At 63.6% G+C, this 16,596-nt stretch carries 12 protein-coding genes; 4 read left to right on the forward strand and 8 right to left on the reverse strand.

The window, feature by feature from the left end; translation table 11 throughout:
* The first annotated feature begins 74 nt into the window (after positions 1–74).
* From LDZ23_RS26935 to dctA, 3 genes are all read left to right on the forward strand, one after another.
* The gene (locus LDZ23_RS26935; protein ID WP_235366154.1) at positions 75–1,268 is read left to right on the forward strand and encodes a LacI family DNA-binding transcriptional regulator; all 1,194 of its coding nucleotides are present in this window, start codon (positions 75–77) and stop codon (positions 1,266–1,268) included.
* A gap of 532 nt (positions 1,269–1,800) precedes the next feature.
* A complete protein-coding gene (locus tag LDZ23_RS26940; RefSeq protein WP_008346814.1) occupies positions 1,801–2,766 on the forward strand; it encodes a LysR family transcriptional regulator in 966 nt (321 codons plus the stop codon).
* Positions 2,763–4,073 (forward strand): C4-dicarboxylate transporter DctA, encoded by a 1,311-nt coding sequence (gene dctA / locus LDZ23_RS26945; RefSeq protein ID WP_033535806.1) that lies wholly within the window; start codon positions 2,763–2,765, stop codon positions 4,071–4,073. Before LDZ23_RS26940 ends, dctA begins: the two co-directional genes overlap by 4 nt.
* Before the next feature lie 14 nt (positions 4,074–4,087).
* Here dctA and LDZ23_RS26950 read toward each other — a convergent pair whose 3' ends face one another.
* The 8 genes from LDZ23_RS26950 to LDZ23_RS26985 all read right to left on the reverse strand — a co-directional run bounded on the left by LDZ23_RS26950 (position 4,088) and on the right by LDZ23_RS26985 (position 15,423).
* Entirely contained in the window at positions 4,088–4,870 is a 783-nt protein-coding gene (locus tag LDZ23_RS26950; RefSeq protein ID WP_008346818.1) for a substrate-binding domain-containing protein, read from the reverse strand.
* A 50-nt stretch (positions 4,871–4,920) separates the two neighbouring features.
* Positions 4,921–6,219 carry an MFS transporter gene (gene tcuC / locus LDZ23_RS26955; protein WP_008346820.1) on the reverse strand — a complete coding sequence of 433 codons (1,299 nt, stop codon included), beginning with the start codon at positions 6,217–6,219 and terminating at the stop codon, positions 4,921–4,923.
* Between the two features lie 168 nt (positions 6,220–6,387).
* Entirely contained in the window at positions 6,388–9,087 is a 2,700-nt protein-coding gene (locus LDZ23_RS26960; protein ID WP_034470200.1) for a CoA-binding protein, read from the reverse strand.
* 11 nt (positions 9,088–9,098) lie between these two features.
* Entirely contained in the window at positions 9,099–10,397 is a 1,299-nt protein-coding gene (locus tag LDZ23_RS26965; protein ID WP_008346824.1) for an ATP citrate lyase citrate-binding domain-containing protein, read from the reverse strand.
* A gap of 449 nt (positions 10,398–10,846) precedes the next feature.
* Entirely contained in the window at positions 10,847–11,635 is a 789-nt protein-coding gene (locus tag LDZ23_RS26970; protein WP_008346826.1) for an SDR family oxidoreductase, read from the reverse strand.
* An 18-nt stretch (positions 11,636–11,653) separates the two neighbouring features.
* A complete protein-coding gene (locus tag LDZ23_RS26975; RefSeq protein ID WP_081851806.1) occupies positions 11,654–12,856 on the reverse strand; it encodes an alpha-hydroxy acid oxidase in 1,203 nt (400 codons plus the stop codon).
* Positions 12,857–12,919: 63 nt separating this feature from the next.
* On the reverse strand, positions 12,920–14,224 hold the full coding sequence (locus LDZ23_RS26980) for an MFS transporter (RefSeq protein WP_008346830.1): 1,305 nt from the start codon (positions 14,222–14,224) through the stop codon (positions 12,920–12,922).
* A 59-nt stretch (positions 14,225–14,283) separates the two neighbouring features.
* Positions 14,284–15,423: a 4-hydroxybutyrate dehydrogenase gene (locus tag LDZ23_RS26985; RefSeq protein ID WP_008346832.1), complete on the reverse strand. Its 1,140-nt coding sequence runs from the start codon at positions 15,421–15,423 to the stop codon at positions 14,284–14,286.
* A 178-nt stretch (positions 15,424–15,601) separates the two neighbouring features.
* On the opposite strand from LDZ23_RS26985, the gene LDZ23_RS26990 reads away from it, so the two are divergent.
* Positions 15,602–16,540 (forward strand): LysR family transcriptional regulator, encoded by a 939-nt coding sequence (locus LDZ23_RS26990; RefSeq protein WP_033535808.1) that lies wholly within the window; start codon positions 15,602–15,604, stop codon positions 16,538–16,540.
* The last annotated feature ends 56 nt before the right edge of the window (positions 16,541–16,596 follow it).

Below are 16,596 nucleotides of genomic sequence, written 5' to 3' on the forward strand. Positions count from 1 at the left end.
CCGAGTAACCACTGCCGCCTCCGTTTGTCTCGACGGTCGGCGCTCAGTCGCCGCACCGAGCGCCGTGTCTCATCATGATTGCGCAATCATGCTTGCTCATTGATTGCGCAACCATTGTCGTTTACCCTTGCGGCATGGGCCTGCTTGCGTTTCCGCATGGGTTCGATGCGGTTCGTGGTCTAATGCTGTTGCGCACTAATCGTTATATCCAGTACTCTGAAATGGCCAAGAAAAGCGATAACCGGCAAACGACCGAAGCGGGCGTGCTCCAGAGCGTGACGCTTATCGATGTGGCAAGGGTGGCGGGCGTTGCGCCGATGACAGTCTCCCGTGCCCTTCATCGGCCGGAACTCGTTCGTAGCGACACCCAGAAGAAAGTGCTTGAAGCGGTCCAGGCCACCGGGTACGTGCCCAACATGCTTGCGGGCGGACTGGCCAGCAGCAAAAGCCGGCTGGTCGCCATCCTGTTGCCGACCATCGCAAGTTCTATCTTTGCGGAGACCGTGCAGTCGCTCGTCGACAAATTGACCGCGTCGGGTTATCAGACGCTTTTGGGTCTCACCGCTTACTCGACAGCTCGCGAAGAAGCCTTAGTCGAAGCGATTCTCGGCAGGCGGCCTGATGGGATCGTGCTCGCCGGTACAAGCCATACCAAGGCGACAGTCGAGCGGCTCGCCAAAGCCAAGATTCCGGTCGTCGAAATCTGGGATCTCACCAACAAACCGATCGACACCGTCATTGGCTTCTCGCACGAAGAAGTAGGCAAGCAAGTCGCGCGGCACCTTCTCGCGAAAGGTTACAAGCGCTTCGGCGTCGTTTCCATCGATGATCCGCGAGGTTTGCGCCGCTGCAGGAGCCTGATCGCCGAACTCGCGAAACACGGCATTGGCAAAGCTACGTTCGCGATCCTCCCTGCACCGGCCACCGTGCAAGCGGGGCGCGAAGGCGCGGCCCGTCTGTTCGATGAGACGCCGCCGGAAATCGTCGTATGCAGTTCCGATACGCTCGCGCAGGGGGTGCTTGCCGAAGCAGCCAGTCGGAAAATGAGCGTACCTGAGCAGATTGCTGTGATGGGCTTCGGGGATCTAAGCTCTGCCGCGCACATCTATCCTTCTCTTTCGACAGTGCGAGTCGAAGGCGCCGTCATCGGCGTGAAAGCGGCCGAATCATTACTGTCGCGCTTTGCGCAAAGCTCGGCAGCCGGGCATCAGCCTGTGCACGTCAAGATCGATACTGGCTTCACCATAATCGACCGTCAAAGCACCTAGACGTCTACCAGCCGGGGGGAGCCGCATCGCTAACCCTTCCATGGCCGAAAGTCATCCGACGCGCGACGCAATCGTCAAATCCTCTAAAGCGGGCCCCATCGCCCTGGCTTGATGTCGCTAGTCGATGTATTTCGGACGCTGGAATGTCTCGCCGCTTCTGCGAGCGAAGGCCCTTCATGGCCGATAAGCCCCCTTCGAACCAACTTCCGACTCTGATCGACCCGCTTGCTCACTGCACGCTTTTTTGCCCAAACCTCCGCCGTGCGGTCGGGGTTGTAACGATCGACGTCTAGTGCCGAGAGACCCGCCCACCCGCTCCCTGCCGCTTGAAAACGCGCGCCGATCGACAACCGGAAAATAGCATCGAACGCATCAATCGCTATCCGCTCGCCATCATCCCCGGCGCACGGCTTCGCGAAGCCCCACCGCCGCCCTCGTCCGACCAGACCAAGATCACAACCCGCCCCCACAATTAGCCGCCCCCCTCGGCGTAATGCACAATATCGGCATCTAAGAACGCGGAGAATGGCCCGTGGGCGTCAACTTCGACCTCAACGACTTGCAGGCATTCAGAGCCGTGGTGGAACTGGGCAGCTTCCGAAAGGCAGCCGAGGCGGTGAACATATCCCAGCCGGCTTTGAGCCGCCGGATCGACAAGCTGGAGGAAGCGCTCGGCGTGCGTCTCTTCGAACGCACCACGCGCAGCGTGACGCTCACGACTGTGGGCCGCGCCTTCGCGCCGAGCGCGGAGCAGCTGCTGGACGATCTCGATGTCGCCCTGCTCGGCATCCGCGATGTCTCATCGAGCCGATTGGGTCACGTAACCATTGCCTGTGTGCCATCCGTGGCCTACTACTTTCTGCCAAGCGCGGTTGCGAGCTTCCATCGCCGTTTTCCGCGCATCCGGGTGAAACTGCTCGATGCGAGCGCGAACGAAGTGCTTTCCGCCGTCATCAGCGGCGAGGCCGATTTCGGCGTCAGCTTCATGGGAAGCCAGGAGTCCGAGGTAGACTTCAAAGTGCTGCTGCAGGAGCAGTTCGTTGCGGCTTGCCGTCGTGACCACCCGCTCGCGCGCAAGAAACGCGTGACCTGGAACGAGCTCTACGAACACGAATACGTTTCCGTGGACAAGACGTCCGGCAATCGCCTGTTGCTCGATCAGGCTCTTTCGGCCGTATCGCCGCGCGCGCCCAGCGTGTGCGAAACACGTCACGTCACGACCATGCTCGGTCTCGTCGAAGCGGGCCTCGGCGTCGCCGCCGTACCGTCGATGGCCATGCCCGGACGCAATCATCACATCCTCACGAGTGTGCCGCTGGTCGACCCCGTCGTGAAGCGACGAGTGGGAATCGTGAGACGCCGCGGGCGTACGCTGACGCCGGCCGCGCAGGAGTTTCATCAAACGATTCTGGATATGAGAGGCGATGTCAGGAGCAGCGGCACATTAACCGACGACGTCGCTCCAAAAGCGCGCCCGAGCAGGAAGCCCGCGTCGTGAGGGTGGCGAGAACGCTCCGTTTACTCTATGTGCAGGTCGTGCTCGGCATGTTGCTCGGCATGGCGCTCGGGCACTTCTGGCCGCAAGCCGGCTCGCTTCTCAAGCCTCTCAGCGACGGTTTCGTCGGCCTCGTCAGGATGATGATCACGCCGATCGTCTTCTGCACGATCGTATCCGGGATCACGTCTGTCGCGAGCGGAAAAGCCATCGGGCGCGCAATCTTTCGGGCGTTGGGACTCTTCTATTTTCTGACTGCCGTGGCGCTCGCGCTGGGACTCGTCACGGCCTTTCTGATGCGGCCCGGCGCGGGCATGCATATCGACGCCCGAAGTCTCGATACGACGATCCTCGCGCAGTATGTGAAGCAGGCGCATCCGGATGGTCTCGTCGCCTTTGCACTGAACGTCATCCCCGAAACGATGCTCGGCGCCTTCGAGAAGGGCGAGGTGCTGCCGGTGCTGCTGCTCTCGCTGCTATTCGGCTTTGCACTGAATCTGCATCCCGGCGCAGGCAGGCCCGTGCTCGCGCTCATCGATGGCATCGCCCAGGCGCTGTTTCGCATCCTCGCGATGATCATGCGGCTCGCGCCGCTCGGCGCATTCGGCGCGATGGCTTTCACGGTGGGCCGCTTCGGGATTCACTCGGTCGGCTCCCTCGGCATGTTGATGGTGTCGTTCTACGTGGCATGCGTGCTGTTCGTCGCGCTCGTCCTCGCTGCGCTTGCGCGCTTGCACGGCTTCGCGCTTTGGCGGCTCTTGCGTTATCTGCGCGAGGAATTGCTCATCGTACTGGCGACTTCGTCGACGGAACCGGTGTTGCCGCGCCTCATCACCAAGCTGGAGATGCTCGGCTGCGACAAGGGCGTCGTCGGACTCGTGCTGCCCGCGGGCTATTCGTTCAATCTCGACGGCACCGCGATCTATCTGACGCTTGCTTCCATGTTCATCGCGCAGGCGTGCGACGTCTCGCTTTCCGCGCCGCGGATCGCGATGATGCTCGCGGTCATGCTGCTCACGTCCAAAGGCGCGGCGGGCGTGTCCGGGAGCGGCCTCGTGGCGCTCGTCGCGACGCTGACGGTGATTCCGGATCTTCCCGTCGCCGGCGTGGCGCTATTGGTGGGCATCGACCGCTTCATGTCCGAAGCGCGCGCGCTCACGAGCGTCATCAGCAACGCGTGCGCGGTGATCTTCGTTTCGATGTGGGAAGGCGCTTGCGATCGCGCGCGCCTCGCCCGGAGGCTGCGCGCGCCGGCGCCGGGCGACGCCGACGGCGCAGAGGACCACGCGAGCAGCACCTCGAGAAGTTGACGGCGAAGGCTGTATCAATGCGCGGCGACGCTATCGAGTCCCGTCGATTTCACATCTGCCTGAACGCCGGGCGATGCCAGATAGTCGAGGAGCGCCTTCGCTTCCTTCGGATGCTGTGCGCTCACGGGAATGCCAGCGGCAAAACGCGTGACGGACTGCAAAGACTCGGGAATCTTTCCGACGAAGGTCGCGCCCGTGACCGGCAGCAACTCGCTCACCTGCTGAAAGCCGATCTCGTAATCGCCGTTCGCGACGACCGAGGCCACCGGTATGCGCGGGATCATCTTCGCCTTGGGCTTGACCTGATCCTCGATGCCGAGCTTCGTGAACAGCTCCCGCTCGATATAGACACCGCTCGCGCTGTCCGAGTAGGCGATCGACTTGGCATGCAGCAGCGTCTGCCGGAGGCCTTCCGCCGAGCTGATGTCGGGCTTGGCCGCACCGTCGCGCACGACCATGCCGATGCGCGAGTCCGCCAGTTCCACGCGCGATCCGGGCACGACCTTGCCCTGCTTGATCAGCTCGTCGAGCGCGTAACCGACCATGATGACGGCGTCGGCCGGCTCGCCCCGTTCGAGACGGTTGGGAATGGCTTCGGGCGATTTGCCCATCGACGGACCCAGCGCCGTGTCGAGCGTGTTGCCCGTCTCGGACGCGAACCTCGGACCGAGCACCTTGTACGCCGCGGTAAAGCCACCCGAGCTCATGACGTGCAGGTCGGCGGCCTGCACGCTGAACGCAACGGCCGAGGTGGCGATGAGCGCAGCCGCGCATAGTTTCGGAAGCAGATTTTTCATGATCGGAGTCGTGTAGGGTTCGATAGACGCTTGGCGCAACGAGCGACGCGTCAGTGCGCCGGAGTCAGCGTCGCCGCACGCCGGCGATAGAGCGCGAACGTCGCCAGAAGCGCGCAGCCGGCGGCGAAGCTCATCCAGTATCCGGGCGCGGCCTTGTCGCCGGTCATGTGAATGAGCGCCGTCGAGATGGCCGGCGTGAAGCCGCCGAACACCGCCGTCGCAAGGCTGTAAGCAAGCGAAAAGCCCGCCACGCGCACCTGAACCGGCATCACCTCGGTCAGCGCGACGACCATCGCGCCGTTATACATGCCGTACATGAACGAGAGCCAAAGCAGCACGAGCAGCATGTTGATAAAGCTCGGCGCGTGGGCGAGTATCGACAGCGCGGGGTATGCGGTTGCGATAGCGAGCACCGTCATGCCGACGAGCAGCGGCCTGCGGCCGATCTTGTCCGAGAGCGCCCCGCCGATCGGCAGCCACACGAAGTTCGACACGGCCACGCACAAGGTCACGAGCAGACTATCCGCCGTGCTCAGATGCAGGACCGTCTTGCCGAAAGTCGGCGCATAGACCGTGATGAGATAGAAGCTCGAGGTGGTCATCGCCACCAGCATCATGCCGGCGATCACGACGGCCCAGTTCTGGGCCAGCGTGCGGAACACTTCCTTCATGCTCGGGCGATGCTGGCGTGCCTTGAATTCCTGCGTTTCTTCCAGATTGCGACGCAGCATGAAGATGAACGGCACGATCATGCAGCCGACGAAGAACGGCACACGCCATCCCCAACTCGCGATGGCCGTGGTGTCGAGGAATTGGTTGAGCGCGAAGCCGAGCGCCGCGGCCACGACGATCGCGACCTGCTGGCTCGCGGACTGCCAGCTCGTGAAGAAGCCCTTGCGGCCGGGCGTGGCCATCTCAGCGAGATAGACCGATACGCCACCCAGTTCGGCGCCCGCGGAGAACCCCTGCAGCAGACGTCCGACGAGCACGAGCGCGGGGGCCAGAAGACCGATCGTCGCGTATCCCGGCACGAATGCGATCAGGATGGTGCCGCTCGCCATGATGGAAAGCGTGACGATCAGGCCCTTGCGGCGGCCGACATCGTCGATGTACGCGCCGAGCACGATCGCGCCCAGCGGACGCATCAGGAATCCGGCGCCGAAGACCGCGAACGTCATCATCAGCGAAGCGAATTCACTCGATGCCGGAAAGAACACGCCGGCGATTTGCGTCGCGTAGAAGCCGAACAGAAAGAAGTCGAACTGCTCCAGGAAATTGCCGGCCGTTACGCGGAAAACCGCCGCAGCCTTGGAATGTCCCGGCGAAAGGGTGGAAGGTGAGGGATGCATCGATGTGTCTCCTGAAGTCCCGAAATTTGCGGAGTGTCCGCTCTTGTCTTTCGGGAATGATGGCGCGTCGCCATCAAAACGATAAGTGCAATGTTCTGAACGATTGATGTCCTACGGTTATCAATCGCCGGAAACGGTCGGCTCGGCCGACCTCCCGGATGTCGGCGCTCAGGCCACGAAACGGCACTGTGAAGCGGGCGTGCGCGTGTCCATGTTTCGACCGCGGTTCAGGTGATCGTCGATTTCCGCGGCGCAACCGAGCATGCGCGGATACAGAAAGATCGTGAACGCAGCGGTTTCGAGATCCGCCTCGCTGAATGCGCCGCGTTTGAGCGGTTGCCACAGCATTTTCAGCAGCAGCGCGGCGATCACGGCATCGACATTGACGCAGTAGACGTTGCGCGAGACGCCCGCGTCGAACAAGGCCTGCACCAGCGCGCGGTAGTACGCATGAAACGCGTTGTACTCGCCTCGCGCCTCGTACAGATCGGCGATGAACGCCTCGCGCGGATCGTGATTCACCGGCTTGTCCTTGAAAACCGGGTGATTGACGCCCGGCAGCTTGGCGATGTCGAGGCTGCCGGCCTGCTTCTGGCTCGCCTTGTAGCGCGCGTAATGCTCGACGGAACGGCGCGCGAGCGCGTCGAGATCGACGCCGTGATGCGGGTCCGCGGGATCGTCGAGGGCGCTGTCGCGAAACGCATCGTTGAGAAAGGCGATGCCTTCGTAGCCATTGCCGCCGTGCGTATAGCCGGTGTGCGTCAGAAAACCCGTCAACGCCTTGTTCAGTTGCACGCGTTCGGGTGATTCGGGGCCATCGGCGGATACCGCACCCTTTGCGCCTTGCGCCGAGATCGCACCCGGTCCGTTCGTGAGCAGCAATCCGGTCAGCGTCCTGAAAGCGAACAGGTCGTCGGCGGACGGTTCGAGGCCGAGCAGCGCCGCGAACGCAATCTCCGTCAGCGAGCGCTCGCCGAGCAACGCCTCGGTGGAAACATCGCAGAAGCTGTCGGGACGATGGCGCGACGCGTCCGCCGAAGCGCCGATCAGCGTGCCGAACAGCTTCGTCCACCACGGCAGACTCTCCGCCGTCAGACGCGAGATGCGCTTGCGCATGAGCGGGCCCCAGGCGAGTGTCGTCGTGATCGCCGCGAGCACGGCGTCCGCGCGCGGATGGCCCGGGCCGCTGGCAATCCATCGCACGAATACGGAATTCACGCCACGGGCGGCGAGACCGGCGAGCATGGCTTCGGCCTTCGGATCCGGTTCCTCGCAGAACAGTGCCGCGCTGCCCTCGGTGTCGATCGCGTCGATGTCGAAATCGCGATCGAATGCGTCGACGAGTCTTGCTGCGGCGAACCGGTCGATCATCAGCTTGGCCGCCTCGCGCGCCGCGCGCTGGCGATTCGGCCCGACGATGGCGGCAGCAGCCGCGAGCACGGCATTGGGCGCATTGCCGGCCTCGCGCGCCGCCTGCGCCGCCGCCAGTTCGGGCGTGCCGTACAGGTTGACCGCCGCGCCGACCGCGACGTCGATCAGTTTCTCATCGTTCGCGCCGCCGAACTCGTGCAGCAGCGCGAGGCACACGTTCGCTTCGAAGGAATGCGTCGACGCGTCGAGCATCGATACGCCGTGCAGGCTGCTCACCTGAGTCTTCGCATCCATCTGCGAGGCGCCCGATGCGTCCTTCAACGGCTGCCGCGGCGGAATCGCGCCGATCTGGTCGTTCACCCGCGCGACTTGTTCGTCATAGGGCGCGACGGCTTTCACGACCGCAAGCGCGAGATCGTCGGGCAAATCGAGCCCCTGATCGGAGCCGAACCACGGCTTGAGCGCGAGGCTGCCTTCGGGCTCGAAGTCGGGCATCGTCGCGTTCGCCCGCATCACCGCCGTGAGCGCGGCGGGAATATGCGCGATGTTCGTCACCACCGCACCCTTCGCCGAGCAGCATGGATCGCCGGGCGTGAAAAGCCTTTCGACGCCGAATTTATCCTTGAACCAGCGTTCCTTCGCGAGCGCATCGTCGGCGCCGCCCGCCATCGCGCCAGCATGTCCCACCGCGCGCGTCAGACGGCTTTTCCAGCGGCCCACCACGCACGCGACCACGGGCTTCGTGAAGTCCGCGTCGGCTTCGTAATAGCCGCCGGGCTCGCAGTACAGCACGGCAGCCTTGCTGCGCGCATCGTTTGCGAGCGCGAAGGCGAATTCCGGTGCGGCATAGTGGATGTAGACATCCTTCCCGCTGGAAATGACCGTCGAGGTGCCCCAGCCGCTCATGCGCAGGTATTGCGCAATCGTTGTGCTGAAGCCGCCGGAATTCGAGAAGATCGCGATCGATCCCTGGCGCAAGGTCGCGCCCGGATCGTCGCCGCCGAGCGCGCCGCCGATGCGTACGCGTTGCCACGAGTCCGCGACGCCCAGCCCGTTCGCGCCGAAGATGTCGATGCCCGCCTGCTGACCCATCGCGCGAATCTCACGCGCATCGTGCACGGCGATCTTCTCCGTGATGATGAATATCTTGCGCAGATCCGGATTCACGCGGATCAGTTCGGCCACGCCGTCGCGCGCGGCCGAAGGCGGCAGATAGACGACGCCGCAGTTGAACCGATGTCCGGCTTCCAGCCCTTCTCGCACGTTGTTGAAGACCGGAATGTCGCCCGCGGGCGTCGCAAGCATCTGTCCGCCTTTGCCGGGCGCCGTGCCGAAGACGACATTCGCGCCCGAGAAAGCGTGGCTCACCGGCGTCACGTCCGATGATTCGCCGCCCAGGATGTTGAGCACGCAGACGCGGTCTTCGCGCGTCGCGATATCCGCCAGCGACTGTATGCCGACGAAGTATTTGAAACGACTATTGCCTTGCTTGTGCATGTCCGATCTCCTCAAGCCGATGCCGTGTACGATTGCGCGTCGCGCGCGCCGATGCGCGCCGCAACTTGCGCGCGTCCGCCCGATTGCATCCATGTATCGGCACGGCGCGCGTACTGGATCACCTCGCTGATGTCGGAGTCGAAACCGAAAAGGCGATACGGCAGGCCGAGCGAATCGCAGGTGTCGCGCAGCGCGGACATGCCGCGCACGAGGTTCGGGCCGCCGCGTCCGAGCACGACATAGAGCGGCGTCGGTCCGTGCTCGCTGAAGTGCTCGCGCAGCGCATCGGCCATCGCGCGCAGGGTTTCGAAGATGTCGGTGTTGTTGGACTTGCCCCCGATGATGAACAGCACATTCGACTGCTTCAGCCAGTGCCGGAAGCAGATGCGCGCCACTTCCTTCATCTTTTCGTAGGGCGGATTGCCGCCGAAGTCCGACGAGATGATGGCCGCATCGCCGAGCATTTCCGTGACGAGCGAGTTCGCGCCGCCGCCGAAGGTGGGCGCGAGGATCGTGCCCTTGTCGTTGATCACGTAGACATCGCTTTGACCCTGGTGGGTGCGCAACTGGTTGATCTCCTGTTCGAAATCCGAGTAGTCGGCGGCGAACAGATGCGGGGGCAGGCCGAGCCGCGAGAAGCGCGGATCGTCGCGATCGAATCCGCACTTGAAGTCGCACGCGACGGGCGTGAGACGTCCCTTCTTGTCCTCGCGCATGCGGATCGGGTTGAGTTCGAGCGTCGTCATCCCGAAGTCGTGGAACAACTCCCAGAGCTTCGGCAACTGCTGCACGAGCGGCGAGATGATTTCGCGCGGCGCGCCGATCTCGCTCAGCGCATTCGCCACGACGAACGCCTTCAATCCGGTCAGGGCATCGAACGGCACCATCGCGACGTGCTTCGGATCGACTTCCTCGATGTCCATGCCGCCCATGTGCGAAAGCGTCATCGTCGGCGCGCGGAAACGCGTGGAATCGGTGATCGAAAAGTAGACCTCGTGCTTGGCCGGCACGCCCGCTTCGAACGTCACGCCGTTCGCCTTGGCTTTCACATGGCCTACGGCGTGTTCGGCGAAGTACAGTCGTTCCTTTTCGGCGAGCGCCGTCTTGAGATCCGTGGCGCGGCCGAGCAAGCCCGCTTTGCCCTTCTTGCCCACACCGCCCTTGAACACCGGCTTGATGAATATCTGCCCGTGACGGTCGATGAGCGACTTGATCTCTTCTTCGCTGGCGCCCGGGCCCAGCACTTCGCTGGACGGAAAGCCGACGAATTGCAGCAGGCGCGAGCCGTGCAACATTCCGGTGATCTGCATGTGACGTGTCTCCTGATTTGAGCAATGACGAATGAAGCGGATACTGGAAGTGCATCGACTCGCTGCGGCAGGCGCGAGATGCACCGCTGCCGGTAGACGCGCTCGAAAAGCGGCGGCAGGATTCAAGTAGCGAGGTGAGTTACGCGAGATAGGCGTCGATGACTCTTGACGGCAGCCCTGAACGGGCGTGCACCGGGATGCAGCGAAACGCTGTGCTGCGCTTCGTGCCTGTCTCCGACGCGTTCTCTTTTATGAACGTCTTGAGACCAGATACTTGCGCAAGAAGGCTGAAACAAGAAGTGCAATTTTTCGAAGCATTGATGTTCAAACGTTATCAATGCCGAAAAAGGCGGCGACTGGACGACGCGTTGCACGCCGGTAACGCCGCCTGATTTTGGCGCTCGGAGGAGAACGCCCCTCGTGACTGACGGCCGCGATGAAACGATCCGTCAGAACGTCCCGGGAAAAGCGCCCCCATCCATCAGGATGTTTTGACCGGTCAGGTAGCCCGCGTGTCCGCTGCACAGGAAAGCGCACATCGCGCCGAACTCCTGCGCCGTGCCGAATCTCCCTACCGGTATTGCCTGACGTTTCGCTTCGAGCACAGCGTCATATGCCTTGCCCTGCGCGGTAGCGGCCGCTTGGGTGGACTGCTTCAGGCGGTCGGTATCGAACAAGCCCGGCAGCAGATTGTTGATGGTCACGTTATGCTCCGCGATCCGTTTCTGCCGGGCCAGACCCGCGACGAAGCCGGTCAGGCCGGAACGCGCGCCGTTGGACAGCCCGAGCACATCGATGGGCGCCTTCACCGCACCCGACGTGATGTTGACGATCCGGCCGAAGCCTCGCTCGGCCATTGCATCGACGGTGGCGCGCATCAGTTCGATGGCCGTCAGCATGTTCGCATCGAGCGCCGCGATCCAGTCGTCTCGGGTCCAGTCGCGAAAATCGCCCGGCGGCGGGCCGCCCGCATTGTTGATCAGGATGTCGATGCGAGGCGCCGCGCTCAGTGCCCGCTCCCGACCGGCGCTCGTCGTGATATCGCCCGCCACGGCGATCACCTGAACGCGGGGATTCAGTTGCCGAAGCCCGGCTGCCGTCGATTCGAGCGCGTCCTCGCCGCGCGCCGTCACCACGACGTTGACGCCTTCAGCGACCAGCGCTTCGGCGCAGCCCTTCCCCAGCCCCTTGCTCGCGGCGCAAACGAGCGCCCATTTACCCTCGATTTGCAGATCCATTGCGCGTCCAACCTCCAATCAAATGACAGATTCTTCTCGTTGAGTCATGGCCCCGGCCGTGCGCGCGCGGAAAGCCTGTGCAACACGCGGCTCGTGAAAGTTGTGCGGCCCGATCTCCTCGATCGACCGGACGCCGGTCAGCGCCATCGTCACGTCGAGTTCGTTCCGCACAATCTCGAGCATGCGCGCGACGCCGGGTTCGCCCATCGCGCCGAGGGCATACATGAAGGCTCGGCCAACCATCGTGCCCTTCGCGCCCAGCGCGAGCGCCTTCATCACATCCTGGCCGGTGCGGATGCCGCCATCGACCCACACTTCAGTGGCGTCGCCCACGGCATCCACCACGGCGGGCAAGGCCTCGACCGTCGACGGCGCGCCGTCGAGCTGCCGTCCGCCATGATTGCTGACGACGATGGCATCGGCGCCCAGCGAAGCCGCCATGCGCGCATCCTCGGCGCACATGATGCCCTTGAGCACCAGCTTGCCGGGCCAGAGACTGCGGATATGCGCGATGTCGTTCCAGTCGAGGCTCGGATCGAATTGCGATGCGACCCACTTGCTGATCGCGATCACATCGTCACCGCCCTTGATGAAGCCAGCGAGATTGCCGAAGTTGCGTCTGCCCGAAGCGGCGCGCATCACCCAGCCCGGCTTGCGCAGAAAATCAAGCAGGTTCGCCGCCGTCAGGCGAGGCGGCACGGTCATGCCGTTCTTGAGATCCTTGTGACGCTGCCCGTTGATCTGCAGATCGAGCGTGACCACCAGCGCCGAACAACCGGCGGCCTTCGCGCGCTCGATCAACGACTGGTTGAAGCCACGGTCGCGCATGACGTAGAGCTGAAACCAGAACGGCGCCTTCGTATGAGCCGCAACGTCCTCGATCGAACAGATGCTCACGGTCGAGAGCGTGAACGGCACGCCGAAGCGCTCGGCCGCGCGCGCACCCAGGATCTCGCCGTTGGCCCATTGCATGCCCGTCAGTCCGGTCGGTGCGATGGCCACGGGCATTGCGACCCGCTGTCCGAGCATCGTGCTTGCGGTGCTGCGCCCTTCCACGTTCACGCCCACGCGTTGCTTGAGCGTCAGCCGGGCGAACGCGCGACCGTTCTCGCGATAAGTCGATTCGGTGTACGAGCCACTATCGACGTAATCGTAGAACGCCTTGGGCACCCGCTTTTTCGCCATGAGGCGAAGGTCTTCGACACACGTTACTGTTTGCATTGAAGCTCGAACTCCGACAGAAGATCTTTTCAAACGACACGCAACGCCGGCATGGCGAGCGAATCAGGAAAGCGCGCCGACGGCCGTTTCCCCGACGTCTTCGGATACCGCGACTGGCCGGTGCACGAGCAGCAGATACGCCACCGCCGAGAGCAGCGCGATGACCGCGCTCACGATCAGCGAGGCGACGAACGAATGCGTCCGGTCCACGACGATGCCGGTGACGATCGGCGCGGCCGAGCCGGCCAGGAAGCCGCCGAAGTTCTGGATGCCGCCGAGCGAGGCCACCGCCTGACGCGGCGCGGCGATCGAGATCAGCGACCACGCGCCGCCCGATGCCAGATTGATGAAAAACATGGCGCCCGAGATGTAGATCACGGCGAGCGTGGTGGACGGCGTCAGCGCCGCCGGAACGGTGAACGCCGCCGCGCCCACGAGACCGATGCAGATCGGCCACTTGCGGCTCGTGATCGCCTGCAGGCCTCTGCGGTACAGGCGGTCTGCCGTGAAGCCGCTGCTCAGCATGCCGAGCGTGCCGAAGACATAGGGAATCGAGACGACCCAGCCCGCCTTCGCGATGCTCAGGCCGCGTTCGTGTTCGAGATACGCCGGCAGCCATGTGAGGTAGAGCCACACGGTATAGATGACGCCCATGAAGCCGAAGAAGATGCCCCACGTCGTCTTCTGCCGGAACAGGCTGCGCCATTGCGCGCCGCTGAGCGGCTTGCTGTTTTCGTCTTCCTGCGAGTCCTGGTTCAGATAGGCGGTCTCCTCCGCCGCGAGCTTCACTTCGTCGCGATTGCGATAGGCGACATACCAGCCGATCGCCACGATGACGCCGAACACGCCCGTCGCGAAGAACATGTTGCGCCAGCCGAGCGCGAGCATCATGGCGGTGAGGATCGGCGGCGCGATCGCCGGGCCCACGGTCGTCGACGCGACGAAGATGCCGGTCGGCGTGCCGCGGTCGCGCACCGCGAACCACTCGCCGATGACCTTCGCGCCGGCCGGAAACTGCGGCGCCTCGCCGATGCCGAGACACACGCGCGCCAGGAAGAACTGCTGGATATTGCCGACGAGCCCGCAGCAGGCCTGCGCGACCGACCACAGGATCATGCCCCAGCCCAGCATCACGCGCGCGCCGAAACGGTCGAGCATCGCGCCGACCGGTAGTTGCGCGAACGCATAGGCGAGCGAGAAGGCCGACAGCAGCAGGCCCATCTGCGACGCGCTCAGGCCCATCTCGCCGCGAATCACGCTATTCGCAATGGAGAGCGCGCTGCGATCCAGATAGTTGATGCTGCCGGCGAGGGTCAGAAAGAAGATCGAAATGCGCTGGATCCGTACGATCCGTTTGCTCTTGTTCATGCGGTGTCTCCGTCCGTGTCATGCGCGGACGCCTCGTTGGCCGGGCGTCCGTCTCTTCGTCAATACGACGCTTCCAGCAAGCCGAGGTAATCCGCTTCCGATGCTTCGCGCGGATTGGTCTTGTGACTGTGATCCTTGAGCGCGCCCGACACGATGCGCGGAAACATCTCGCGCGTGACGCCCAGCGCCCGAAGGCCGGTCGGCAAGCCGAGGCGTGCCGTCATGTCGCGCAGCGCCGACGAAATCTCCGTGTCCTGACGCAACTGCATGGCGCTCGCCATGCGCTCCATCTTTTCTTCGTCGCGCATGGACGGAGCGCTTCGGTTGAACTCCACGACCGCCGGCAGAAAGATGGCGTTGAGCGTGCCGTGATGCAGTCGCGGGTCGATTCCGCCGAGCGAATGGCTCAGGCTATGGACGCAGCCCAGTCCCTTCTGGAAAGCGAGTGCGCCTTCCATCGAAGCCATCATCATGTTTTCCCGCGCGGTTTGGTCGGTCGGCTCTTTCGTGGCCCGTTCGATATGCGCCCAGGCGCGGCGCAAGCCGTCCAGCGCGATGCCGTCGGCCGGCGGATTGCGCATCGGCGACATGAAGGTTTCCAGACAGTGCGCGATCGCATCCATGCCGGTGGCGGCGGTGAGTTGCGGCGGCAGGCCGACCGTCAGGCCGGGATCGCAGATCGCGACCTTCGGCACGACATGCGGCGAGATCACGCCCACCTTGCGGCCGTCGTCCAGGATCAGGATGGCGCCGCGTCCGACTTCGCTGCCGGTGCCCGCCGTGGTCGGCACCGCGATCACCGGCGCGGTTTTCGCGGTGATCCGGCTCGCGCCGCCCTCGATGACGGCGAAGCTCTGGAGCGGGCCTTCGTGCGTCGCGCAGACGGCCACGCCCTTTGCAAGATCGATCGACGAGCCGCCGCCCACTGCGATGATGCCGTCGCATTCCGCTTGCCTGTACAGCGCGACCGCTTCGCGCACCGCGGCTTCGTTGGGATTCGGCGGGGTGGCGTCGTAGATCATTTCGCCGTCGGCGCGCTCCAGCACCTTCAGCACCGTGTCGAGAATGCCCGCGGCACGAATGCCCCGGTCCGTGACGATCAACGGCCGCCGGATCGAAAGGCGTTCGCATTCGCTCTTCAGCAGGTTCACCGCGCCGAAGTCGAACTGGATCTGCGTAACGTAGTTGATGAGAGACATGATGATGACCTTCCGTTATAGTTTCCGATACTCGACGCGCTGTCGGTTTGCGCTGCCCATCTTCCGGAAATGATCGAGGCGCGCTGTTTTCATGCGTTGTTTCGGCGAAGTATAGAGAGCGGCGCATCGGAGCAAAATTGAGAAGTTCTCATGCTGATATAACTCTCTCTCAAGTCTCATGACACCCAACGTGAATTCGATCGCCTCGCGCCTCCACGTCAGGCAACTCAGGTTGCTTGTTGCGCTGGGCGATCATGGTTCGCTTCTGAAAGCGGCCAATCAAGTCGGCTTGACGCAACCGGGCGCGAGCAAGGCGCTTCAGGAAATCGAAACCACCTTTGGTACAGCGCTGTTCACGCGCACGCGGCGCGGGCTCGAAGCGAATGACGCGGGCCATTGCGCGATCCGGTATGCGCGGCTGATCTACACCGATCTGTCGCACATGCGGGAAGAGATCGCGGGCATCCTGCGGGGACATGGCGGACGTGTCGCGGTCGGCGTCATCATGGGCGCCGTGCCTTTGCTGACCCGGGCCGTGTCCGCGCTGATCGCGCGGCAGCCTGAAATGTCTGTCGAGATCATCGAGGACGCCAGCGAGACGCTGTTGAGTCTCATCGATGCGGGACGGCTGGACCTGGCTATCTGCCGGACCTCGGTCAGCCAGCATCCGGAGATGTACGAGAGCATCAAGCTGCAGGATGAAACGCTCGCGGTCGTGGCGAACGTGCAGCATCCGTTACGCAAGGCGAAGAAAGTGACGCTCAAGGATCTGGCCGCGTACCGTTGGGTGGTCTATCGCGCGAACATGCCCATGCGCGTGCTGCTGGAGCGCGAATTTCAGCAAGCCGCGATTCGCTTTCCGTCGAGCCTGCTGGAGACGACGTCGGCCTTCGCGACGCTGAGCCTGCTTCAGGACAATCCTTCGTTCGTGGCGCTGGTGTCCATTGACGTGGCTCAGTTCTTCGTCAGGCACGAAGCCACGCGCATTTTGCCGCTGTCGTTCACCTCGCGCAGCGAGCCGTATGAGCTCGTGACCACGCGAGGCGCGCCGCTGTCGCCCGGGGCGCGGCTGTTGCGAAACGAACTGGTGGCGGAGAAGGAGGTGTTGGGGGGTTAGAAGCGCTGCCGCGAAAGGATGCGGTGGAGTGCGGTTGCCGCGGCGGTTCGAGTTTC

Origin of the sequence: Caballeronia zhejiangensis (assembly GCF_022879815.1) — a bacterium.
GTDB lineage: Bacteria > Pseudomonadota > Gammaproteobacteria > Burkholderiales > Burkholderiaceae > Caballeronia > Caballeronia zhejiangensis.

Bases quoted from the DNA above. Each gene is read 5' to 3' on its own strand.
- LDZ23_RS26970 (WP_008346826.1), bottom strand. From the start codon at position 11,635: ATGGATCTGCAAATCGAGGGTAAATGGGCGCTCGTTTGCGCCGCGAGC.
- LDZ23_RS26990 (WP_033535808.1), top strand. From the start codon at position 15,602: ATGACACCCAACGTGAATTCGATCGCCTCGCGCCTCCACGTCAGGCAA.
- LDZ23_RS26965 (WP_008346824.1), bottom strand. From the start codon at position 10,397: ATGCAGATCACCGGAATGTTGCACGGCTCGCGCCTGCTGCAATTCGTC.
- LDZ23_RS26980 (WP_008346830.1), bottom strand. From the start codon at position 14,224: ATGAACAAGAGCAAACGGATCGTACGGATCCAGCGCATTTCGATCTTC.
- LDZ23_RS26985 (WP_008346832.1), bottom strand. From the start codon at position 15,423: ATGTCTCTCATCAACTACGTTACGCAGATCCAGTTCGACTTCGGCGCG.
- LDZ23_RS26960 (WP_034470200.1), bottom strand. From the start codon at position 9,087: ATGCACAAGCAAGGCAATAGTCGTTTCAAATACTTCGTCGGCATACAG.
- LDZ23_RS26950 (WP_008346818.1), bottom strand. From the start codon at position 4,870: ATGAAAAATCTGCTTCCGAAACTATGCGCGGCTGCGCTCATCGCCACC.
- tcuC (WP_008346820.1), bottom strand. From the start codon at position 6,219: ATGCATCCCTCACCTTCCACCCTTTCGCCGGGACATTCCAAGGCTGCG.
- LDZ23_RS26975 (WP_081851806.1), bottom strand. From the start codon at position 12,856: ATGCAAACAGTAACGTGTGTCGAAGACCTTCGCCTCATGGCGAAAAAG.
- LDZ23_RS26935 (WP_235366154.1), top strand. From the start codon at position 75: ATGATTGCGCAATCATGCTTGCTCATTGATTGCGCAACCATTGTCGTT.